This is a genomic window from Streptomyces purpureus, from assembly GCF_014648195.1.
Lineage (GTDB): Bacteria > Actinomycetota > Actinomycetes > Streptomycetales > Streptomycetaceae > Streptomyces > Streptomyces purpureus.
Genome location: NZ_BMQQ01000011.1, coordinates 51,163 through 71,877, shown reverse-complemented (window position 1 = coordinate 71,877; position 20,715 = coordinate 51,163). Strand labels below are relative to the sequence as shown.

The following is a 20,715-nucleotide window of genomic DNA, read 5'->3' as shown; positions in this document are numbered from 1 at the left end:
AGAACCGAGCCCCAAGAAAGGAAGAGCATGACCAGTACAGCTTCAGCCGGGCAGAGGTCCGAGACGAGCCCGGCCGGTTCCTCCAGAGGTGGCGTCCGGCTGGCCGTCGCCTGGGCGACCAACTTCATGATCGGCCTGGCGCTCTACATGGTCACGCCGCTGATGCCGAGCATCGGCGACGACTACGGCCTCACCCCCAACGGCATGGGCCTCATGGCCACCAGTTTCTCCGTCGCCTACTTCCTCGCCGCGCTGCTCCTCGGCAGCCTCGCGGGGAAGATCGGGCAGCGCCGGATGCTGGTCCTCGCCATGGCCGTGTTCGCCCTCGCCAACCTCGGCACCGCGCTCGCTCCGAGCTACACCTGGGTCGTCATCACCCGCGTGGTCTCCGGCGCCGCGGCGGGCGCCGCCAGCCCCACGCTGTACGCCCTCACCAGCCTGATGGCGCCGCCCGAGCGGCGGGCCCGCTGGATGGCCGTGACCGTCTCCGGACTGCTGTCCGCCCTGTGGGCCGGCGCCCCGATCGGGGCCGCGCTCGTCGACCACGTCGGCTGGCGGGCCATCTTCGGCGCCATGGGCGTCATCGCCGCCGCACTCGTCCTGGTGAATCTGAAGGCCTGGCCGGCCGTCGTGCCCGCGCCCGAGGGCGCGTCGGAGGGCACCTTCGCCAAGGGCTTCGCGGTCGTCGCCGTCTCCGTCTGCGGCCTGTGGGCCGCGGCCGTCTACGGCCTGTACACCTTCCTCGGCGTCGCCCTCGACCAGAGCTCCATGGACGGCGCCACCCCCTGGCTGCTGGTCTGCTACGGCGTCGGCGCCATCGCCGGCATCTTCCTCGGCGGCCGCTGGTCCGACACCAAGGGCGCCGGGCGTACGCTCACCGCCGCCCTGTCCGGCCTCGCCGTCCTGGAGTTCGCGGTCGCCGTCGCGTTCGGTGCGGAGACCTCCGTCGGGGTCGGCCTCGCGCTGCTGGTCTTCGCCTTCGCCGCGTTCGCGGCCTTCCCGGCCCAGCAGAGCCGCCTGGTGCAGCTCTTCCCGCAGCAGGTCAGCGCCGTACTGGCGTGGAACAGCGCCGCGCTGTTCCTCGGCATCTCGGTGGCCGCGGGTGTCGGCGGCGCCGTCATCAGCGCCTTCTCCTTCCCGTGGCTGCTGGCCGGCTGCGGTGTCGTCGGCCTGGTCGCCGTCGTGGTCAGCCGTATCGGTTCCGCACGCGCCACCACATGACCCCCGGCGGGCGGTGGCGCTGCCGTCCCGGCGCCCCTGCCCGCCTTCGTACGACCACCACCGAAGGGACGCAACGTACTCATGTCGAAGACCATCGTCGCGGGCGGCGGAATAGGCGGACTGGCCACGGCCGTGAGCCTGGCCGCCCGCGGGCACCGGGTCACCGTGCTCGAACGTCGCGACGAGTTCTCCGAATACGGCGCCGGGATCCAGCTGGGCCCCAACGCCTTCCACGCCCTCGACAGCCTCGGCATCGGCGACGCCGTCCGCGACCGCGCCGTCTTCATCGACGCCCTCCAGCTCATGGACGGCACGACCGGCGACCGCGTCGCCCGGCTCCCGCTGACCGAGACGTACCGCGCGCGGTTCGGCAACCCGTACGCCGTCGTGCGCCGCGCCGACCTCTACGAGCCCCTCCTGGACGCCTGCCGCGCCTCGGACCTGATCGAACTGCGCACCGGCAGCGCCGTCGTCCGCTACGAACAGGACCACACCCACGCCCACGCCGTCGCCGCCGACGGCATCCGCCACACCGGCACCGCCCTCATCGGCGCGGACGGCATCCGCTCCACGATCCGGCAGCAGCTCATCGGCGACGGCGAGCCCCGCGTCTCCGGCCACACCATCTACCGCTCGGTGATCCCGATGGAGAAGGTCCCCCAGGAGCTGCGCACCAACAGCGTGACGCTCTGGGCCGGCCCCAGATGGCACTTCGTCCACTACGCCATCGACGGCGGCGCCTCCCTCAACCTCGCCGCCACCCGGGACGACGCCGCCACCGAGGCGATCGCCGCCGTGCCCACGCCCCGTGACCACGTCCTCGGCGAGTTCCCCGGGATGAGCGAACGGGCCAGGGCCCTGCTGGAGCTCGGCGAGGAGTGGCGGGCCTGGGTGCTGTGCGACCGGGACCCCGTGCGGGACTGGTCGTACGGCCGGGTGGCGCTGCTCGGCGACGCCGCGCATCCGATGCTCCAGTACGCCGCCCAGGGCGCCTGCATGGCGCTGGAGGACGCGGTCGTGCTCGGCCACCTGCTGGAGGACGGGGACGCGGACGCCGTACCGCAGCGGCTGGAGAAGTACACCGCCGAGCGGCGCGAGCGCACCGCGAAGACCCAGTGCGTGGCGCGTGAGCTGGGACGGCGGATCTACCACCCGGAGGGGGAGGGGGCGTTGGCGCGTAACGCGGCCCTCTCGGCCATGAGCGACGCCGAGTTGCACGACACGGTCGCGTGGCTGCACGGCGGTCAGGGCGTACGCGGGCTGTGACCGGGGCCCGTGAACAGCGCCCGCGGGGGGCGTCCTGTTACAGGTCTCACACGTGTGTGCGGAGCCGTCGATACACCCGGTAGCGTGAACCGACGATTCCGTAGGTTGATGGGTAGGAGTCCCGGTGACGCAGAGCGGACAGGGTCAGGAGCCGCGGCTTCCCGCGGCGCGGCCCGCGCACGAAGGTGTCGTGCTGCCTTCGGACGGCAGTGGCCCCTGGGTGCCCGACGCGGCCGGCCCGGCCGGCGGGCAGCCGTGGGGCGGCGCCTGGGGGCCGGGCGGCCAGCAGCCGCCTCCGCCGGCGCAGCCGCCCGCGCAGCCGCCGGCCGTGGGCGCCCAGCCGCTGCCGCCCGAGGCGGTGCCTGGGGTGACGGGCGCGGAGGCGACGCAGTACCTCCCGCCCGTGCCCGCGGCGTCCTCGCAGGCCGAGGCGACGCAGTACCTGCCGCCGGTGGCCCCGGGGTCCTCGCAGGCCGAGGCGACGCAGTACCTCCCGCCGGTGCAGGCCGGCCCCATGCCGGGTGCCATGCCCGGCCCGACGCAGGGCCCGACGCCGGGCCCCATGCCGGGCGCGGCGCCCGGGCCGATGCCGGGCGCCATGCCCCCGGAGCGGCCCGAGGAGTCCACCCACTTCCTCGGCACCGGCCCGGTCACCCCGCCCTCGGTGGCGGGCGGCGACTCCGAGGCGACCCAGTACATACCGCCCGTACCGGCGCAGAACATCCCCGCCCCGCCGCCGGGCGCGCCGTACGGCATCCGGCCCGGCTCGCCGGACGAGCGGCAGCCGCCGCCGGAGTTCGACAGCCTCTTCCGCAGCGACTCCACCCAACAGATGCCGGTGCCGCCTGCCCCTCAGCAGCCGCACCAGCAGTACCCGCAACATCAGGGGCCCAGGCAGTCGCAGTTCCAGCAGCAGCCGCCGCAGCACTACGCGCCGCAGCAGGGCTACTACGACGACGAGCCCGAGCCGCGCCGCCGCAAGTCACCCGTCGCGCTGATCGCCGCCGTCGTCATCGGCTGCACGGTCGTCGGTCTCGGCGCGGGCGCCCTGCTCAACGGCGGGGACGACGAGAAGGACAAGGGCACCGGCCAGCCCGTGGCCAACAGTTCCCCGGCCGCGTCCGCGGCTCCCGAGAAGAAGCCCGTCGACCCGGCCGAGCCGCAGGCCAAGGCCCTCGACAAGCTCCTCGCGGACAGCAACAACAGCCGGGAGGCGGTGATCCGTTCGGTGGAGAACATCAAGAAGTGCGCCAACCTCGACCAGGCGGCCACCGATCTGCGCGGCGCCGCCGAGCAGCGCCGCAGCCTGGTGACCCGGCTCCAGGGCATCGCCGTCGACAAGCTCCCCGGCCACGCGGCGCTCACCGCCTCGCTCAACAAGGCCTGGAACGCCTCGGCCACCGCCGACGACCACTACGCGGCCTGGGCGCTGCAGGTGAAGGGCAAGAAGGGCTGCAAGGACGGCAAGGCCCGCAACACCCCGAGCACCGCGCGGGCCCACAAGGCGAGCGGTGAGGCGACGCTGGCCAAGAGGGACGCGTCGAAGCGGTGGAACGCCATCGCGGAGAAGTACAGCCTGACCAAGCGATCCTCGACCCAGCTCTGAGAAACACGTGACGGCCGGCCCCGAGGGGCCGGCCGTCGGCGTCCTCCGCGCCGATCGCCTACGGGGCCCGGCGTACGGTGTCGCCGACGTCGACGAAGCCGGGCCGCTGGGCCACCAGCCGTCCCTGGCGCACCACTTGGAAGGTCACCTCGTGGTTGACGAGCCGGGGCATGCCGGGCACGCCGAGCATGTCCTCGTACCGCCAGCGAAGGTCCGGGGTGAGGCCGCCGGTGTCGACCCGGACGCCCTGGTCGAGGGCGCGCGCGACCTTGGTGGCGGTGACCGTGTCGGTGTTCAGGCTCTCGATGACCTTCTTGAGGACGGTGTAGGCGATCCAGGTGGTCTGCACGCCCGGGTCGGCGGGGTCGACGCGGTTGTCGGCAAAGGCGTGCTCCTTGATCACCTTGCGCATCGGCTCCCAGCGCCGGTCGCCCGCCTCCGGGTACCAGCCGGTGACGAACGCCCCCTCGAAGACGCTGTTGGAGCCGCCGGTGCGGTCCACCAGCTGCTGGCCGACGCTGCCGAGCACGGAGGAGATCCGGACCTCGTGGTCGTCGGAGGGGAGTCGGCGGAAGGAGTCGAAGAAGTTCTGCGTCCGCTCGCCGAGGACGGCGGTGACGCAGCCGTGCTTCTTGCCCGCCTCGCTGCGCGCCTGTTCGGCCTGGGCGATGTACTCGCCGGCGTCCTCGACGGCCGGGATGTCGACGGCGGTGCGCCGGCTGGCCTTCCTCAGCCCGGAGTTGAGGAGCTCGGGCATCTTGTCGCCGCTGACCGTGTCGGGACGGACGAGGGAGACCCGGCGGCACTGGTCGGCGAGCTGCATACCGTGCCCGGCGATCAGCGCGGCCTGGCCGCCGTTGACCGGGTAGGAGAGATAGCTGCTGAACTCCTCGTCGGTGGTGCCGTAGCCGCCGATGTACGGGATGCCGGCGACTTCGAGCGGGGCCATGAAGGCGCGGCCGTTCTGGCTGTACGAGCCGACGACGGCGGCCACCTTCTCCTGCACCGCGCGCCGGGCGCAGGCCGCGGCGCCCGCGGAGGTGTTCTGTTCGTTGCAGGTGAGGATGCGCAGTTCATGGCCGTCGATGCCGCCGTTGGCGTTGACCCAGCGGGCGTACGCCTGGGCCATGGCGGGCATTCCCGGCATATTGGTCGCTTTGGTGCCGTCCGGTGCCCAAGTCATTACCGTGACGGGCTCCCTGGAACCCCCCGTGGTGCCAGGGAGCACGCCGCAGCCGGTGAGCAGGGAGGCCCCGGCCGCCACTGCCGTCGTACACGCGATCAACGAGGTCACGGTCCTGGAAGGGCGGGGGATGGAGGAGCGTCGCCTACCGGTCATGGGCATGCACATTTCCGCCTCACGGGTAACGGCGAAGTGAGGGCGATTCAACGCAGGGTGACGTCCCGGTGAATTACGGGGGCCGGGCGTGGCGTACGACAAGGGAACGTACGATCGAAACGTGCAAGGTTCGGTGAACTCTTCCCGTCGCGGCCGTCGCTCCTCCACCATGGGCGGCATGCCGCACAACGACATGCCCTGGTGGCGCTGGCGCAGCAATGTGCGCTCGGCGCTGCACATGCTTTCCGACCCCACCTTCCACCAGGACACCTGGCTGGCGGGCCATGAGGGGTACGGCGACGTCACCGACGCCGTCTACCGGCTGGTGGAGGACACCTGGCTGGACAGCTGGTCCGCGGAGAAGTACGTCGGGACGATCTTCCGCGACTCCGGCGAGGCCGCCCTGGTCGACGTGGCCGTGCTGCGGGTGCTGCGGATCATGCACCAGGTCGGTCCGGACGCGCCCGTCTCCGCGTACATGGAGCACCATGGCTGGCCGGAGGCCGTACGGGCCGCCCGCGAGGCGCACGTACGGATGGCGGCGAGCGACGGGGACGACCCGGACGCGCCGCCGCGCTCGCTGGACGTTCTGCGGATCATGACCCGGTCCGCGTGACTGCCGCGGGGGTCCGCGTGCCGGACGGGCGTCCGTCGGGTCCGCGTGGGTGTGGCATCCTGCGGGGATGACTGACCAGTACGTCCTCACGCTCTCCAGTCCGGACAAACAGGGCATTGTGCACGCCGTGTCGAGCTACCTCTTCATCACGGGTTGCAACATCGAGGACAGTCAGCAGTTCGGAGACCGGAACACCGGTCTGTTCTTCATGCGGGTCCACTTCTCGGCCGAGGCGCCCGTGACCGTGGAGAAGCTGCGGGCCAGCTTCGCCGCCGTCGGCGACTCCTTCCAGATGGACTGGCAGATCCACCGGGCCGACGAGCGGATGCGCGTCGTGCTGATGGTGTCCAAGTTCGGCCACTGCCTCAACGACCTGCTGTTCCGCAGCCGGATCGGCGCGCTGCCGGTCGACATCGTGGCGGTCGTCTCCAACCACACCGACTTCGCCGAGCTCGTCGCCTCGTACGACATCCCCTTCCACCACATTCCGGTGACGAAGGACACCAAGGCGCAGGCGGAGGCCGAGCTCCTGGAGCTGGTCCGCGCGGAGAACGTCGAGCTGGTGGTCCTCGCCCGCTACATGCAGGTCCTCTCCGACGACCTGTGCAAGCAGCTGAGCGGCCGGATCATCAACATCCACCACTCCTTCCTGCCGAGCTTCAAGGGCGCCAGGCCCTACCACCAGGCCCACGCGCGCGGTGTGAAGCTGATCGGCGCGACGGCCCACTACGTGACGGCCGACCTCGACGAGGGCCCGATCATCGAGCAGGAGGTCGAGCGCGTCGCCCATGACGTCACCCCCGACCAGCTCGTGGCGATCGGCCGTGACGTGGAGTGCCAGGCCCTCGCTCGCGCCGTGAAGTGGCACGCGGAGCACCGCATCCTCCTCAACGGCCGCCGCACGGTCGTCTTCACCTGAGCCACCGCCGCCCCGGCTGTCTCCGGCCCGCCACTCGCCGTCCAGCGGGCGGCGGGCCGCGCTACAGCCGGCTCAGTGACGCCGCCGCGAACAGGACGTCCCTGATCGCCTCCCGGTCCCCGTCCTGTCCCGCCGCCGCTTCCTCCGGCGAGACATGGCCCGCGACCAGCTGGCAGAACTCCACGCCGTCCAGCGCGACCTGGGCCACGGTGTGCTCCGGGGAGCCGACCGCGGCGGGCGAGTCCAGTGAGATGTACCAGTGGCCGCCGCCCGAACCCTCGACCTCCAGGTGGAGCGTGCGGCCCGGGGAGCCCGCCGTGACCAGCTGTTTGGCCGGGGCGGCCAGACCTGTGCGGCGCCGGTCGGCGAGGGCCGCCGGGAGCAGCCGGGCGGCCAGGTCGACCATGCCGTGCAGATGCGCGCCGCTGGGCGGGTCGTACGGATAGTCCACCGCGTTGGCGATGTCGTCGGCGTGCACCCAGCACTCGAAGGCCCGGTCGAGCAGGGAGTCCCGCAGCGGCAGCGCGAAGTCGCCGTACGGAACGGAGAGTTCGGCGACCCCGCGGCCCGCGAAGGAGACCGTGCGGATCAGGGTGTGGCTCTGGTCCCGCCAGGGCGCCCGGACCTTCCGCGTCGGAGGGTGGTACGCGCCGTTCCAGTACGCCTCGGTGCGCTCGGCCGGCGACTGCGGGGGGAACGACGCCGGGGCCTTGGACGCCGGCCCCGTCGCCAGCGGGTCGTCGAGCCCGAGCGCGGTCGCGACCAGCCCGTCCACGGGGAGCAGGTGCCCCATCACCCCGGCGACGGTCGTGCGGCGGCTCACCTGCCGCTCGCCCTCGAACCACTTGAGCCGCACCGGTGCGTGCCACTCCGCGTCGCCGATGTCCCGCAGCAGCGCGTCGAGCCGGGCGGTCTCGGAGTCGTACGGCGTGGCCCAGGAGGGCACCGGAATACGGGCCGGGCGGCGGCCGAGGCAGTTCTCGAGCACGCGGGAGCGCAGCAGCGGATCGAGGTCGAGGTCCCGCTCGGAGTGGAGCAGGCCCACGGCGTCCCGCAGCCGCAGCGCCTCGTCCGCGCAGGGCGCGCACTCGGTCAGATGGTCCTCGACCGCACAGGTCTCCTCGGCGGAGCAGGCGGACAGGGCCCAGGCGCCGAGCAGCGACTTGAGGACGCTGTGCGGAACGCGCGGTGTCACCTCTGCGGCGTGGTCGCCGGCGGCACGCTCGACCGGCGTGCGGCTGTCGGGCGGGGCCGAGGGCCGCGCGACCGCAGGCGGGTCCGGAGGCGTGTCCGCGGGCGGGTCCGCGGCCAGGTCTCGGGGCTGGTCTGCGAGCCGGTCCGGGGCCAGGTCTCGGGGCTGGTCTGCGGGCAAGTCGGGCGCCAGGTCTCGGGGCAGGTCTGCCGACGGGTCGGCGGGCAGGTCTGCCGGCACCTCCGGGGCCAGGTCCGCGGGCAGGTCTTGGGTCAGGTCTGCCGACGGGTCCGCGGGCAGGTCTGCCGGCACGTCCGGGGCCGGGTATGCGTCCAGGTCCGCGAGCGGGTCCGGGGACATGCCCGGCTCCGTGCCGGTCTCGGGGGGCTGGGTCTGCGCGCTGGGCGCGGCCGACAGGTCGGCCCAGTCGTCGGGGGCCGGCCTGGGTGCCGGTATGCGCGGCGCGCCCCGGATCTCGTCGTCGGGGCCGCGCTCCTCGTCCGGGCCTGTCACAGTGTCCGTCCGTATCCGGGCGGAGAGCCCTCCAGGGAGCGGGTGTTCGCGGTCGACAGCAGCTGGAGTCCGAGCCGCAGGCGCCGCCGCGCCTCGTCCTCCGTCACACCGAGGTCGGCCGCGGTCTGGCGGTAGTCGCGGCGCTGGAAATACGCCAGTTCCAGCGCGGCCCGCAGCGGGGCGGGCATCGAGGTCACGATGTAGTCGGCGCGGGCGGCGACGGAGGCCCGGCGGACCTTCTGCTCCAACTCCTCCGCGGAGCCCTCGCCGGTCTCCTCGTACACCTCCGCCTCCGCCTGGCGCAGGCGGTGCACGGCCTGCCGCTGGGTGAGCTTGGCGACCCAGGAGCGGAGGTTGCCCTGCTTGGGGTCGTACGCGTCGGGGTTCTCCCAGATGTAGCCGAACACCTCACGGGTGACCTGGTCGGCGGCGGCCTCGTCGTCGAGGACGCGGTGCGCGAGGCTGTGCACGAGCGACGCGAACCGGTCGTAGAGCTCGCCGAGCGCGGCCGCCTCACCCCGCGCCAGCCGCTGCTGCATCCTGCGGTCCCAGCGCGGTGGTGTGTCCTTCGCCATGCGATGCCCTCCTGGCCCCTCCCGACCCGACTGCATCCGACTCCCTTCGAATGTAGTGCCCGTCACTGACAGAGCACGCACCTTTACGACAAGTACGCCCTTCCGGGAGGGGTGATGGTAAGGAAAACGTCACTCCCGGCGAACTGGGTTTCGTCGGGGGCCGACCGGGCACGCGGGTGGGGAAGGACCGACTCCGGTTCCCGTGCGGTCCCACCCCCAAGAAAGGTCCGGACCCGTGACGCTCAACGTCGACGAAGCCGTGCAGGGCGCCTGGACCGTGGTGCGCATCGAGGGCGAATTGGACCTGGTGACCTCGCCGCTGGTCCGTAAGCGCGTCCATGACGCCGTCGCCGGCGGCCGCCACGATCTCGTGCTCGATCTCTCCGGTGTGCAGTTCTGCGACTCCAGCGGGGTCGGGGTGCTGGTCGCCTCGCGCCGTCTGATGCGTTCGTGCCGGGGCAGGCTGCGGCTGATCCTGCCGGCGCAGGGCGCGGTGGACGGATCGCACGTCAACCGCGTGCTCGCGGCGCTCGGGGTGCGCCGGCTCTTCGAGGTGTATCCGGATGTGGCCAGCGCGACGGGCCGGCAGTCGCAGCGCCTGTCCGCGTGACGCCCTCGCGTGAAAGGCGCGCGCAACGGGCGCGCGATTCGGCCTCGACGCCGTACGCTCCCGCCATGGACAGCGAGGAGTACGAGCGCAGGATCGCCCACCGGTTCGCCACCTTCGACCAGGACCACAACGGCTGGATCGACCGTCAGGACTTCAGCGCCGCGGCCGCCGCCGTGCTCGCGGCCTTCGGTGTCGCCGCCAGGTCGGTCAAGGGGCAGGCGCTGTACAGCGGCGCGGAGGCGTTCTGGCAGGGCATGGCCGGGATCGCGGACGTCGACGGCGATCAGAAGGTCAACCGCGCGGAGTTCGTCACCGGAGCCGTGAAGCGGCTGCGGGACCAGCCGCAGAAGTTCGCGGAGATCGCCCGCCCGTTCCTGCACGGGGTCATCGACGTGGCGGCGGAGGGCGGCAGCGAGCTGACCCTGGCCTCGGCCGAGCGGGCGCTGACCGCGCTCGGCGTGGCCGAGAGAATCGCGCCACGCGTGGCGGCCGCGCTGGACGGTGACGGTGACGGCCGGATCACCGAGGAGGACGTGCTGTCCGCCTTCGCCGCGTACTACGTGACCCCGCTGCCCGACGCGTAGGTCCGGTCATCGGCCGGACGGCGAGAAGCGTTCGCGCAGTTTGTACTTGAGGACCTTGCGCAGGGTGTCGTTGCGCGGCAGGGCGTCCACGATCTCCAGCTGTTCGGGGAGTTTGTGGACGGAGAGCCCTTCGGCGCGCAGATATGCGGTGAGGTCCGGGAGGGTGAGCGCGGGCGCGCCTTCGGGCTGTTCGACGACGGCGCAGACGCGTTCGCCGCGGGCGGCGTCGGGCAGTCCGATCACCGCCACGTCGCCGACGGCGGGGTGGCGGTGGAGCATGTCCTCGATCTCCTTGGCCGAGATGTTCTCGCCCTTGCGGATGATGATGTCCTTGATCCGACCGGTGAGGACGAGGTGGCCGGTGTCGGTGAGGTGTCCGACGTCTCCGGTGATGAGGAAGCCGTCCTCGTCGAAGGCCTCGGCGGTCTGGGCCGGGTCGAGGTATCCCTGGCAGACCGCTTCGCCGCGCAGCCGTACGTCCCCGTCGACGATTCGTATCTCCATCCCCTCGGGGGGCCGGCCTTCGGTGGTGGCGAGGTTCTCCGGGGTGTCGTCCGGGTCTCCCATGGTGATCATCGGGACCTCGGTCATGCCGTAGCCGTGGGTGAGTTGGCAGCCCATCTCCCGTACCACGGAGTGGTACAGCTCCGGCGGCTTCGGGGCGCCCCCGCCGGCGAGCAGCCGGAGGGTGGGGATGATCTTCTCGCCGGGGCGCGCGCGTTGTTCGGCGAGGAACATCGAGTAGAAGGCGGTGGAGCCGCCGGCCACCGTGACGCCGTGCCTGCGGTACGTCTCCAGCGCCTCGGGCAGGGCGAACTGCTCGAACATGACGGCCGGGAAGCCGTACAGCAGCAGCATGACGGTGTAGTCGGGCCCGGCGATGTGGGCGTACGGGAAGGCCATCGAGCCGACGTCGTCGGGGGAGAGCCGCAGGGCGTGTGCGAGGCAGGAGCCGCCGGCGATCAGGGAGCGGTCGGTGTGCAGTACGCCCTTGGGGTCGGAGGTCGTGCCGGAGGTCCAGTAGATCCAGCGGACGGAGGTGCCCTCGGCGGGCGGCGGGGGCAGGACGGCCGGGTCGCCGTCGGGCAGGGTGCCGTACGCCTCGAAGACGCCGCGCGCGCCGAGGCGGTGGGCCATGGCGGTGTGGTCGAAGCCGCGCCACTCGCCGGGGACGGCGAAGAACTCGGCCTGGGAGGCGCGCAGCGCGAAGCCGACCTCGCGGTCCCGGTAGAACGGGATGACGGGTGACTGGACGGCGCCGATCCGGGCCAGGGCGAAGGACAGCAGGGCCGTCTCGATGCGGGTGGGCAGCTGCCAGGCGACGACCGTGCCGGGCCGCACGCCGAGGGCGTGCAGGCCGGCGGCGACCTGTTCGGAGCGCTCCCGCAGCTCACCGAAGGTGAGCACGCGGTCGTCCTGGAGGAGGACGGGCCGGTCGGGGGTGAGGGCGGCGCGGCGTTCGACGAGCTCCCAGAGCGTGCGGGAGGTGCCCAGGGCGTGTGCGGTGTCGGTCACGGCGGGTCCCCTCGGAGCCGAACAAAACTGACGGTCAGTCAGGTGACGGGCAGAGCGTAGGCCGCCGCTCCTTGTCGGTCCAGGGGTGCGGGGCTAGCCTACTTCTGACGGGTCATCAGATTCGGAGCCTCCGGAGGGGACTCATGACCGAACTGCCGCGGATCATCAGCGTCGACGACCACGTGATCGAGCCGGCCCACCTCTTCGAGACCTGGCTCCCCGCGAAGTACCGCGACCGCGGCCCCAAGCCGCTCACCACCGGCATCGGGGAGCTCGCCTACGTCGGCGGCAAGTACCGCATCACCATGGACCCCGACGGACCCCCGGCCGACTGGTGGATCTACGAGGACCTCCACTTCCCGTACAAGCGCAACATCGCCGCCGTCGGCTTCGACCGCGACGACATGACCCTGGAAGGCATCACGCGCGCGGAGATGCGCCCCGGCTGCTGGGACCCCGCAGAGCGGCTCAAGGACATGGACCTCAACCACGTCGAGGCCTCCCTGTGCTTCCCCACCTTCCCGCGCTTCTGCGGCCAGACCTTCGCCGAGGCCCACGACAAGGAGGTCGCCCTCGCCTGCGTCCGCGCCTACAACGACTGGATGGTCGAGGAGTGGTGCGGCGACAGCGGCGGCCGGCTCATCCCGCTCTGCATCATCCCGCTGTGGGACACCGACCTGGCCGTCGCCGAGATCCGCCGCAACGCCGCCCGCGGCGTGAAGGCCGTGACCTTCTCCGAAATCCCCACCCACCTCGGACTGCCGTCCATCCACTCCGGGTACTGGGACCCCTTCTTCGCGGTCTGCCAGGAGACCGGCACGGTCGTCAACATGCACATCGGGTCCTCCTCCCAGATGCCCGCCGCCTCCCCGGACGCCCCGCCCGCCGTCCAGGCCTCGCTCTCTTTCAACAACGCGATGGCCTCGATGATGGACTTCCTCTTCTCCGGCGTCCTGGTGAAGTTCCCGACCCTCAAGCTCGCCTACAGCGAGGGCCAGATGGGCTGGATCCCCTACGCCCTGGAACGCGCCGACGACGTCTGGGAGGAGCACCGCGCCTGGGGCGGCGTACGCGACCTGATCCCCGAACCGCCCTCGACGTACTACTACCGCCAGATCTTCTGCTGCTTCTTCCGCGACAAACACGGCATCGCCTCGCTGGACGTCGTCGGCCGCGACAACGCCACCTTCGAGACCGACTACCCCCACGTCGACTCCACCTTCCCGCACACAAAGGAGGTCGCCCTCGACCATGTGAAGGGCCTCGACGACGAGACCGTGTACAAACTCATGCGGGGCAACGCCATCCGGATGCTCGGCCTGGACATTGCCTGATGGACCTCGCGTACACGCCCGAGGAGGAGGCCTTCCGGGCCCGCCTCAGAGCCTGGCTGCGCGGCGCGCTTCCCACCCTGCCCTCCAGGCCCGACCCGCTCGACTGGCCCGCCCGCCGCGCCTACGACACCACCTGGCAGCGCATGCTGTACGACGCCGGATACGGCGAGGTGCACTGGGACGCGCCCCCCACCCAGCGGCTGATCTTCCTGGAGGAGACCGAGCTCGCCGGAGCGCCCTACGTCGGCGCCAACTTCGTCGGACTGCTGCACGCCGGCCCCACCATCGCCGCCGAGGGCACTCAGGCGCAGCGGGAACGCTGGCTGCCGCCGATCCTGCGCGGTGACGAGGTCTGGTGCCAGGGCTTCAGCGAACCCGGCGCCGGATCCGACCTCGCCGCCCTGCGCACGCGCGCGGTACGCGACGGGGACACGTACGTCGTCACCGGATCGAAGATCTGGACCTCGCACGCCGAGGTCGCCGACTGGTGCGAACTGCTCGTCCGCACCGACCCGCAGGCCCCCAAACACCAGGGCATCACCTGGCTCGCACTGCCCATGGACACCCCCGGCATCACCGTACGGCCGCTGCGCACCCTCGCCGGCTCCGACGAGTTCGCCGAGGTCTTCCTCGACGAGGTGCGCGTGCCCGTCGCCAACCGGGTCGGCGAGGAGAACGACGGCTGGCGCGTCACGATGGTCACCCTCTCCTTCGAGCGGGGCACCGCCTTCGTCGGCGAGGTCGTCGCCTGCCGCCGCGTGCTGGCCGACCTCGCGCGCGTGGCGCACAAGAACGGACGCTGGGACGACGACGCGCTGCGCCGCCGCCTCGGCCGGCTGAACGCGGAGTTCCGCGCGCTGTGGCGGCTCACCCAGTGGAACGTCAGCGAGGCGCAGGCGACCGGCGGGGTCCCGGGCACCGGCGGCTCCGTCTTCAAGCTCCGCTACTCGCACGCCCGTCAGGAGCTCTACGACACGGCGGCCGAGGTCCTCGGCCCCGACGCGCTGGACCTCGGCCGGGAGTGGACCCTCGACCGGCTGTCCTCGCTGTCGTACACCATCGCCGCCGGCACCTCCCAGATCCAGCAGAACATCGTCGCCGAGCGGATCCTCGGCCTGCCGAGGGGGCGCTGATGGACTTCCGGCTCAACGACGACCAGCGGGCCCTGCGCACGGGCGTACGGGACCTGCTGGCGCGCCGCTTCGACCGTGAGGCGCTGCGGGCGTCGGTCGGCTCAGGGGCCCTGGACCGCGCCCTGTGGCGGGAGCTCGGAGCGGCCGGGTTCTTCGCGCTGCGGCTGCCGGAGGAGGACGGCGGCGTCGGGCTCGGACTGCCCGAGGCGGTCCTCCTCTTCGAGGAGGCCGGACGGGCGCTGCTGCCCGGGCCGCTGGTCGCGACCCACCTGGCGGCGGGGAGCGTACCGGGCGCGGCCGACGGCGAGACCGTCGTGACCACGGCCGACGGGCCGCTCGTGGAGTGGCTGGCCGAGGCGGACGTGGCTCAGGGAGACGTCTCCGGCGCCGTACCCGTCCGCTCCGTCGACCCCTTGACCCCGCTGCACCGGCTCCCGCACGCGCGAGGGCCGGCCCGGCCGCCCGGGGCGGGCGCCCTGCTCACCGCCGCCGAACAGCTCGGCAGCGCCGCCCGCACCACCGACATGGCCGTGGCGTACGCCCGCGAACGCGAGCAGTTCGGCCGGCCCATCGGCGCCTTCCAGGCCGTGAAACAGCTCTGCGCGGGGATGCTCGTACGGGTCGAGGTCGCCCGCGCCGCCGTGTACGCCGCGGCCGTGACCGAGGACCCCGTCGACATCGCCGCGGCCAAGCTCCTCGCCGACGAGGCGGCGGTCCGCGGAGCCAGGGACTGTCTGCAGGTGCACGGCGGCATGGGGTTCACCTGGGAGGCCGATGTGCATCTGCACCTCAAACGGGCCTGGCTGCGTGCCGAGCGGTGGCTGCCCGCGGCGCGCGCCGAGGAGATCGCGGCGGCGGCGCTCCTGGAGACTTCGGTGGAGACCTCCCCGGGGACCTCCTGAGAGAGACGGTCAACACCCCGAAGGGTGACGCGCGGTCACCGGCGGTCGATATCGGGTTGTGTCCTAAGCGGGGTCGTCACAGGCCGGAGTCGGGGCCGGGCTCGGGTACGCTCCGGGGATGCGAGTGGTTCGGAGGCCCGGTGCTCCCGGTGCTGCCCCTGCGGCGGCCCCGGAGCCGGGAATGCCCGCCGCTCGTCGCAGCGGAAGGCGCCGTACGCCCTTCTGTTCGACTCCCCGCAACGTGCGTCGCACAGTATGGACCACAAGTACTCCTTCGCGCTGGAATATGCCCGAAGCGCTTGTTGCGGTGACTGTACGTCAACCATGCTGTCTCACAAGGAAATCACATTCCGTGATGGCTGTGAGGCGCGAGGCGATGTGTCCGCCGGTTCGGATGGTGTGAGCGGTGCAGGTGCTTCAGGTTCAGTTGGAGGTCGGGCCGGACCCGGCAGAGGTGGGACGAGCCCGGCGGTGGGCGCGTTCGAGGCTCGCCGGTTCAGGCATAGGGGATGACGAGCCGCTGGCCGAGACGCTGGTGCTGCTCATCTCCGAACTCGTCACCAACGCGGTGGTGCACACGGGCTGCCCGGCCGTGCTGCGGATGCTCTTCGGCGGTGCCCCCGACGCCGGGACCGTACGGGTCGAGGTCGCCGACGCCAGCGCCCGCCCGCCGCTCCAGCGGCACGCCGAGGGCGAGGACACCAACGGCCGGGGCCTCGCGCTGGTCGACGGCCTCGCCGACCGGTGGGGCTGGCAGGCCGAAGGCACCGGCAAGAGCATCTGGTGCGAGGTCGACCGGGGCGCGCCGGTGGTGACCGCACGGTTGCGCGAGCCGGGCGCGTACGAGCCCTCGTGCGCCGTCACACGTCACGCGTAACGGCGAAATCCCCGACCAACGGTTGACGGGGCGTGTCCGGTTGATCACCCTTGTGTGAGCGATTCGTTGCGAGGGGACGACGAGGGCTTCGCCCTCGACGAGTGCGGGTCGCGGCGGGGTGGCGGCCGCCGTGCCGTGCTCGGGGTGCGCATGTGCGCGCCGCCACCCATGAGAGCTTTTCGTGCGTTCAGAGGATCGCGACCGGGGCGACGGGCGTGCCCGTACCGCCCACGAACGGCTCGGGCATCGCCGACAGCAGGAAGGCGTAACGACCCTCCTGTGCACAGGCTGTGGACAGCTCTTCGAGATTCCAGTTCTGCCCCTGGAGCATGCCCATCTCCACGAGATCAAGGGCGTGCACGGGCAGCCACAGATTCTCCATCTCCGGCGGGAAGATCTCGAAGGTCAGGGTGTCGTTGGCGACGGCGGCCACATCGCGCGCGTGGAACCACTCGGGCGTCCGGATCGAAAGACCGGGCGAGGGGAAGGCGTAGGCGTGCTTGTCCCCGGCCAGATACTGCCGCACCTGCCCCGTCCGTACGAGCGCGATGTCCCCGGCCCGGACCATGACCCGGCCGAACTCGGCGGCCTCGTCCAGATCTTCAGGTGTGACGGCGTGATCCCCCGGCAGCCGGTCGAGACCCTTGGCGGCGGCCACGTCGAGCAGCACGCCGCGCGAGACGATGTGCCGGGCCTTGTCGATGCCGCTGAAGGCGCTGCGGCCGTGCGGGGTGATCGAGTCGGCCGGGCGGCCGTTGTAGATCTTCCCCGAGTGCGAGACATGGGTGAGCGCGTCCCAGTGGGTCGCCGCCTGCAGCCCGAAGGTGACGGCGTCGTCGCTGGTGGCGACCGTGCCGGGGCCGAACAGCTCCTGATTGATCTGCACCATCACATGCAGGGGGTTGACCCGGCCCGGGATCATCCCGGTCTGCACCCCGTCCTGGGTCAGCGGGAGCGCGAGGGGGACACGCAGCCCGCTGCTGACGGTGGCGGCGGCCGCCCTGACCACGTCGTCGGTGACGAGGTTGAGCGTGCCCCGCTCGTCGTCCTGGCCCCAACGGCCCCAGTTGTTGACGCGCTTGGCGATGTCGTGGAACGCGGCGGGAAGTGACATCCGGTCTCCTGGGTCTTGTGCTGGGGTGTCCGAGGGCCCATAAAATCTAACGGTCCGTCAGAAACTCCGGGAAGGGGCCAGGCGTGGGGAACTTCTTGGCAGGCAAGGTCGTCGCCGTCACCGGCGCGGGGCGGGGCATCGGCCGGGCCGTCGCGCTCGCCTGCGCCGCCGAGGGCGCGAAGGTCGTCGTCAACGACTACGGCGTCTCGATCGAGGGCGGTGAGCCGACGTCGGAGGTGGCGCTCGGCGTCGTCAAGGAGATCGAGGCGGCGGGCGGGACGGCGGTCGCGGTCGCCGACGACATCTCCACGATGGCGGGCGGACAGCGGGTCGTCGACGAGGCGCTGGCGCGGTACGGGCGGATCGACGGGGTCGTCTGCGTGGCGGGCATCCTGCGCGAACGGATGCTGTTCAACATGTCCGAGGAGGAGTGGGACCCGGTCGTCGCGACGCACCTGAAGGGCACGTTCACGGTCTTCCGCGCGGCGTCGGCGGTGATGCGCAAGCAGGGCTCCGGCACGCTGATCGGCTTCACCAGCGGCAACCACCAGGGCTCCGTGTCCCAGGCGAACTACTCGGCCGCCAAGGGCGGCATCATCTCCCTGGTCCGCTCGGCGGCCCTCGGCCTCCACAAGTACGGCGTGACGGCGAACGCGGTCGCCCCGGTCGCCCGCACCCGGATGTCCGCGAACGTCCCCATGGAGCTGAAGGAGATCGGCGACCCGGAGGACGTCGCCGCCCTCGTCGTCTACCTCCTCTCGGACCGCGCCCACGCCGAACGCATCACGGGCCAGGTCTACACGATCGCCGGCCCCAAGATCGCGGTCTGGTCCCAGCCGAGAGAACTCCGCGCCGCCTACGGGGAAGCACCCTGGACCCCCGAACGCATCGCGGACTTCCTCCCCGGCACGGTCGGAGTGGACCCGATGCCGATGCTGTCCCGCCTGGAGGAAATGGCCAGGGCGGCGGAGGGCGCACGGCCGAACGGGTAGGGGGCGGCGGCGCGAAGCTGCCGCGCCGTGGTGGTGCCGACCGGGCGTGGGGCCTTTCCCCAGCGCCCGCGGCGCGAAGCTGCCGCATCGGCCCGGGGCCGGGGGCACCGCCCCGGGCCGCGTGCCCCACCAGCCCCCGGCAGGGTTTCGGGAAGGGGCGGGGTGGGGGGAATCGACCGCCCCACTACAGGAGGCGTACGTGGACTTCGGGTTCGGGACCGGCGAGGACGTCTTTCGGCAGGAGGCCCGTGACTGGCTGCGGGCGCACCCCCCGGGGGACGACCCGCGCCGCTGGGAGCGGGAGCTCGGGCAGGGGGGATGGATCGGGATCGGGTGGGGTGTCGAGGGGTACGGCAACCGGCGCGCCGGCCTCACCCAGCAGGTCGTCTGGGCCGAGGAGTACGCCCGCGCCGCCGCCCCCGCCCGGCTCGGCCACATCGGCGAGAACCTCCTCGCGCCGACGCTCGTCGCGTACGGAACCAAGGAGCAGCAGGACCGCTTCCTGCCCGGCATCGCCCGCGGCGAGACGCTCTGGTGCCAGGGGTACAGCGAGCCCGGCGCCGGATCGGACCTCGCCGCCCTGCGGACCAGGGCCGTACGGGACGGGGACGGGGCCTACCGCGTCACCGGGCAGAAGATCTGGACCTCCCTCGCCCTCGACGCCGACTGGTGCTTCGTCCTCGCACGGACCGAGGAAGGCTCCCGGCGCCACCACGGCCTCTCCTTCCTCCTCGTCCCCATGGACCAGCCGGGCCGGATCGAGGTACGCCCCATCCGCCAGATGTCCGGCACCAGCGAGTTCAACGAGGTCTTCTTCGACGGCGCCCTCGCCCAGGCCCACGACGTCGTCGGCGGCGAGGGCAACGGCTGGACCGTCGCCATGGGCCTGCTCGCCCTGGAGCGCGGGGTATCCACGCTCGCCCAGCAGATCGGGTTCGAGCAGGAGCTCCGCCAGGTCGTCCGGCTCGCCGTCGACAGCGGCGCCGTCCACGACCCCGTGCTCAAGGACCGCCTCGTCCGCCAGTGGGCCGAACTGCGCACCATGCGCTGGAACGCCCTGCGCACCCTCGGCGGCGGCGCCACCCCCGGCCCGGAAGCCGCCGGCGCGCCGAACGTGGCCAAGCTGCTGTGGGGCCGCTGGCACCAGCGCCTCGGCGAGCTGGCCATGCAGGTGAAAGGGCCCGCCGGCGCCGCCGGACCCGGCCCGTGGTCGGAGTCGTACGAACTCGACGAGCTGCAACGCCTGTTCCTGTTCAGCCGGGCCGACACCATTTACGGCGGCTCGGACGAGATCCAGCGCACCGTCATCGCCGAGCGGATACTCGGCCTACCGAAGGAGCCGCGATGAGAGGCGTCGTGTTCGACGGGACGCGGGTCCAGGTCGTCGACGACCTGGAAGTACGGGATCCGGGCCCGGGCGAGGTCCAGGTCGAGATCGCCGCGGCCGGACTGTGCCACAGCGACCTGTCGGTGATCGACGGGACAATTCCCTTCCCCGCGCCGGTCGTCCTCGGCCACGAGGGCGCCGGGGTGGTCGCGGCGGTCGGGCCGGGCGTCGGCCATGTCGCGCCGGGCGACCATGTGGCGCTGTCCACCCTCGCCAACTGCGGGGCGTGCGCGGACTGCGACCGTGGCCGGCCCACGATGTGCCGCAAGGCGATCGGCATGCCCCGGCAGCCCTTCAGCCGCGCCGGACGCCCACTCCACCAGTTCGCGTCCAACTCCGCCTTCGCCGAACGTACCGTCGTCAAGGCCGTCCAGGCCGTCAAGATCCCCGACGACATCCCGCTCACCTCCGCCGCCCTGATCGGCTGCGGCGTCCTCACCGGCGTCGGAGCCGTACTGAACCGCGCGAAGGTCGACCGCGGCGACACCGTCGTCGTCATCGGCACCGGCGGGATCGGCCTCAACGTCCTCCAAGGGGCCCGGATCGCCGCGGCCTCCACCGTCGTCGCCGTCGACACCAACCCGGCGAAGGAGGAGACGGCCCGGCGCTTCGGCGCCACGCACTTCCTGCCGTCCACCAAGGCCGTCCGGGAGATCCTGCCCACCGGCGCCGACCACGTCTTCGAGTGCGTGGGCCACACCGGCCTGGTCCGGGAGGCCGTCGGCCTCCTCGACCGGCACGGGCAGGCGATCCTGCTCGGCATGACCGCACCGACCGCCGAGGCGTCGTTCGCGCCCGCCGCGATGTTCCTGGACAAGTCCATCCTGGGCTGCCGGTACGGAAGTTCGCGGCCTCAGCGGGACATCGCGCTCTACGCCGACCTGTACCGGGACGGGCGGCTCCTCCTGGACGAGCTGGTGACCGAGACGTATCCCGTGGAGGATTTCGCGAAGGCGGCGGACGACGCCCACCAGGGCCGGGTCGCCCGGGGAGTGCTCGTTTTCTGAGGCGCTCCGGCGG

General features: G+C 72.1%; 19 protein-coding genes. 14 read left to right on the top strand and 5 right to left on the bottom strand.

Annotation, left to right across the window (positions count from 1 at the left end; translation table 11 throughout):
* The first annotated feature begins 27 nt into the window (after positions 1–27).
* The 3 genes from IEZ01_RS16055 to IEZ01_RS16045 all read left to right on the top strand — a co-directional run bounded on the left by IEZ01_RS16055 (position 28) and on the right by IEZ01_RS16045 (position 4,093).
* A complete protein-coding gene (locus IEZ01_RS16055; RefSeq protein ID WP_189202260.1) occupies positions 28–1,221 on the top strand; it encodes an MFS transporter in 1,194 nt (397 codons plus the stop codon).
* An 81-nt stretch (positions 1,222–1,302) separates the two neighbouring features.
* The gene (locus tag IEZ01_RS16050; RefSeq protein ID WP_189202257.1) at positions 1,303–2,487 is read left to right on the top strand and encodes a 3-hydroxybenzoate 6-monooxygenase; all 1,185 of its coding nucleotides are present in this window, start codon (positions 1,303–1,305) and stop codon (positions 2,485–2,487) included.
* 124 nt (positions 2,488–2,611) lie between these two features.
* A complete protein-coding gene (locus IEZ01_RS16045; protein ID WP_189202255.1) occupies positions 2,612–4,093 on the top strand; it encodes a hypothetical protein in 1,482 nt (493 codons plus the stop codon).
* Between the two features lie 58 nt (positions 4,094–4,151).
* Here IEZ01_RS16045 and IEZ01_RS16040 read toward each other — a convergent pair whose 3' ends face one another.
* Positions 4,152–5,432 (bottom strand): ABC transporter substrate-binding protein, encoded by a 1,281-nt coding sequence (locus tag IEZ01_RS16040; protein ID WP_028797655.1) that lies wholly within the window; start codon positions 5,430–5,432, stop codon positions 4,152–4,154.
* Between the two features lie 169 nt (positions 5,433–5,601).
* Here IEZ01_RS16040 and IEZ01_RS16035 point away from each other — a divergent pair, with 169 nt between their 5' ends.
* Entirely contained in the window at positions 5,602–6,048 is a 447-nt protein-coding gene (locus IEZ01_RS16035; protein WP_019887232.1) for an SCO4402 family protein, read from the top strand.
* Between the two features lie 67 nt (positions 6,049–6,115).
* Positions 6,116–6,967, top strand: a complete 852-nt coding sequence (gene purU / locus IEZ01_RS16030; RefSeq protein ID WP_019887231.1) for a formyltetrahydrofolate deformylase — start codon at positions 6,116–6,118, stop codon at positions 6,965–6,967.
* Positions 6,968–7,028: 61 nt separating this feature from the next.
* Here the strand turns inward: purU and IEZ01_RS16025 are convergent, their stop codons facing one another.
* Both IEZ01_RS16025 and IEZ01_RS16020 read right to left on the bottom strand, forming a co-directional pair.
* On the bottom strand, positions 7,029–8,519 hold the full coding sequence (locus IEZ01_RS16025; RefSeq protein WP_444545487.1) for a maleylpyruvate isomerase N-terminal domain-containing protein: 1,491 nt from the start codon (positions 8,517–8,519) through the stop codon (positions 7,029–7,031).
* Positions 8,520–8,668: 149 nt separating this feature from the next.
* The gene (locus tag IEZ01_RS16020) at positions 8,669–9,247 is read right to left on the bottom strand and encodes a sigma-70 family RNA polymerase sigma factor (RefSeq protein ID WP_019887229.1); all 579 of its coding nucleotides are present in this window, start codon (positions 9,245–9,247) and stop codon (positions 8,669–8,671) included.
* A gap of 235 nt (positions 9,248–9,482) precedes the next feature.
* Between IEZ01_RS16020 and IEZ01_RS16015 the strand changes: the two genes are divergently transcribed.
* Both IEZ01_RS16015 and IEZ01_RS16010 read left to right on the top strand, forming a co-directional pair.
* Positions 9,483–9,857 carry an STAS domain-containing protein gene (locus IEZ01_RS16015; protein WP_189202251.1) on the top strand — a complete coding sequence of 125 codons (375 nt, stop codon included), beginning with the start codon at positions 9,483–9,485 and terminating at the stop codon, positions 9,855–9,857.
* 65 nt (positions 9,858–9,922) lie between these two features.
* Positions 9,923–10,441: an EF-hand domain-containing protein gene (locus IEZ01_RS16010; protein WP_019887227.1), complete on the top strand. Its 519-nt coding sequence runs from the start codon at positions 9,923–9,925 to the stop codon at positions 10,439–10,441.
* A 6-nt stretch (positions 10,442–10,447) separates the two neighbouring features.
* Here IEZ01_RS16010 and IEZ01_RS16005 read toward each other — a convergent pair whose 3' ends face one another.
* Positions 10,448–11,956, bottom strand: coding sequence for a class I adenylate-forming enzyme family protein (locus IEZ01_RS16005; RefSeq protein WP_019887226.1), 1,509 nt, complete (start codon positions 11,954–11,956; stop codon positions 10,448–10,450).
* Between the two features lie 143 nt (positions 11,957–12,099).
* Here IEZ01_RS16005 and IEZ01_RS16000 point away from each other — a divergent pair, with 143 nt between their 5' ends.
* The 4 genes from IEZ01_RS16000 (at position 12,100) to IEZ01_RS15985 (ending at position 16,202) form a co-directional block, all read left to right on the top strand.
* A complete protein-coding gene (locus IEZ01_RS16000; protein WP_019887225.1) occupies positions 12,100–13,290 on the top strand; it encodes an amidohydrolase family protein in 1,191 nt (396 codons plus the stop codon).
* Positions 13,290–14,423, top strand: a complete 1,134-nt coding sequence (locus IEZ01_RS15995) for an acyl-CoA dehydrogenase (protein ID WP_019887224.1) — start codon at positions 13,290–13,292, stop codon at positions 14,421–14,423. The genes IEZ01_RS16000 and IEZ01_RS15995 overlap by 1 nt, the downstream gene beginning before the upstream one ends.
* Complete coding sequence (locus tag IEZ01_RS15990; protein ID WP_019887223.1) at positions 14,423–15,325, top strand: acyl-CoA dehydrogenase family protein; 903 nt, start codon at positions 14,423–14,425, stop codon at positions 15,323–15,325. Before IEZ01_RS15995 ends, IEZ01_RS15990 begins: the two co-directional genes overlap by 1 nt.
* Before the next feature lie 406 nt (positions 15,326–15,731).
* A complete protein-coding gene (locus IEZ01_RS15985; RefSeq protein ID WP_028797654.1) occupies positions 15,732–16,202 on the top strand; it encodes an ATP-binding protein in 471 nt (156 codons plus the stop codon).
* Between the two features lie 187 nt (positions 16,203–16,389).
* Here the strand turns inward: IEZ01_RS15985 and IEZ01_RS15980 are convergent, their stop codons facing one another.
* Positions 16,390–17,316, bottom strand: coding sequence for a cyclase family protein (locus IEZ01_RS15980; RefSeq protein WP_019887221.1), 927 nt, complete (start codon positions 17,314–17,316; stop codon positions 16,390–16,392).
* An 83-nt stretch (positions 17,317–17,399) separates the two neighbouring features.
* Between IEZ01_RS15980 and IEZ01_RS15975 the strand changes: the two genes are divergently transcribed.
* The 3 genes from IEZ01_RS15975 to IEZ01_RS15965 all read left to right on the top strand — a co-directional run bounded on the left by IEZ01_RS15975 (position 17,400) and on the right by IEZ01_RS15965 (position 20,702).
* Positions 17,400–18,308, top strand: coding sequence for an SDR family oxidoreductase (locus tag IEZ01_RS15975; protein WP_189202249.1), 909 nt, complete (start codon positions 17,400–17,402; stop codon positions 18,306–18,308).
* Between the two features lie 199 nt (positions 18,309–18,507).
* On the top strand, positions 18,508–19,656 hold the full coding sequence (locus IEZ01_RS15970; RefSeq protein WP_019887219.1) for an acyl-CoA dehydrogenase family protein: 1,149 nt from the start codon (positions 18,508–18,510) through the stop codon (positions 19,654–19,656).
* Entirely contained in the window at positions 19,653–20,702 is a 1,050-nt protein-coding gene (locus IEZ01_RS15965; RefSeq protein ID WP_189202247.1) for a Zn-dependent alcohol dehydrogenase, read from the top strand. The genes IEZ01_RS15970 and IEZ01_RS15965 overlap by 4 nt, the downstream gene beginning before the upstream one ends.
* Positions 20,703–20,715 lie beyond the last annotated feature (13 nt).

Excerpts from the sequence above, each read along its gene's own strand:
- IEZ01_RS16000 (WP_019887225.1), top strand. The coding sequence starts at position 12,100 with ATGACCGAACTGCCGCGGATCATCAGCGTCGACGACCACGTGATCGAG.
- IEZ01_RS15965 (WP_189202247.1), top strand. The coding sequence starts at position 19,653 with ATGAGAGGCGTCGTGTTCGACGGGACGCGGGTCCAGGTCGTCGACGAC.
- IEZ01_RS16040 (WP_028797655.1), bottom strand. The coding sequence starts at position 5,432 with ATGACCGGTAGGCGACGCTCCTCCATCCCCCGCCCTTCCAGGACCGTG.
- IEZ01_RS15990 (WP_019887223.1), top strand. The coding sequence starts at position 14,423 with ATGGACTTCCGGCTCAACGACGACCAGCGGGCCCTGCGCACGGGCGTA.
- IEZ01_RS16020 (WP_019887229.1), bottom strand. The coding sequence starts at position 9,247 with ATGGCGAAGGACACACCACCGCGCTGGGACCGCAGGATGCAGCAGCGG.
- IEZ01_RS16055 (WP_189202260.1), top strand. The coding sequence starts at position 28 with ATGACCAGTACAGCTTCAGCCGGGCAGAGGTCCGAGACGAGCCCGGCC.
- purU (WP_019887231.1), top strand. The coding sequence starts at position 6,116 with ATGACTGACCAGTACGTCCTCACGCTCTCCAGTCCGGACAAACAGGGC.
- IEZ01_RS16010 (WP_019887227.1), top strand. The coding sequence starts at position 9,923 with ATGGACAGCGAGGAGTACGAGCGCAGGATCGCCCACCGGTTCGCCACC.
- IEZ01_RS15995 (WP_019887224.1), top strand. The coding sequence starts at position 13,290 with ATGGACCTCGCGTACACGCCCGAGGAGGAGGCCTTCCGGGCCCGCCTC.
- IEZ01_RS16050 (WP_189202257.1), top strand. The coding sequence starts at position 1,303 with ATGTCGAAGACCATCGTCGCGGGCGGCGGAATAGGCGGACTGGCCACG.
- IEZ01_RS15980 (WP_019887221.1), bottom strand. The coding sequence starts at position 17,316 with ATGTCACTTCCCGCCGCGTTCCACGACATCGCCAAGCGCGTCAACAAC.
- IEZ01_RS16025 (WP_444545487.1), bottom strand. The coding sequence starts at position 8,519 with ATGTCCCCGGACCCGCTCGCGGACCTGGACGCATACCCGGCCCCGGAC.
- IEZ01_RS16035 (WP_019887232.1), top strand. The coding sequence starts at position 5,602 with ATGGGCGGCATGCCGCACAACGACATGCCCTGGTGGCGCTGGCGCAGC.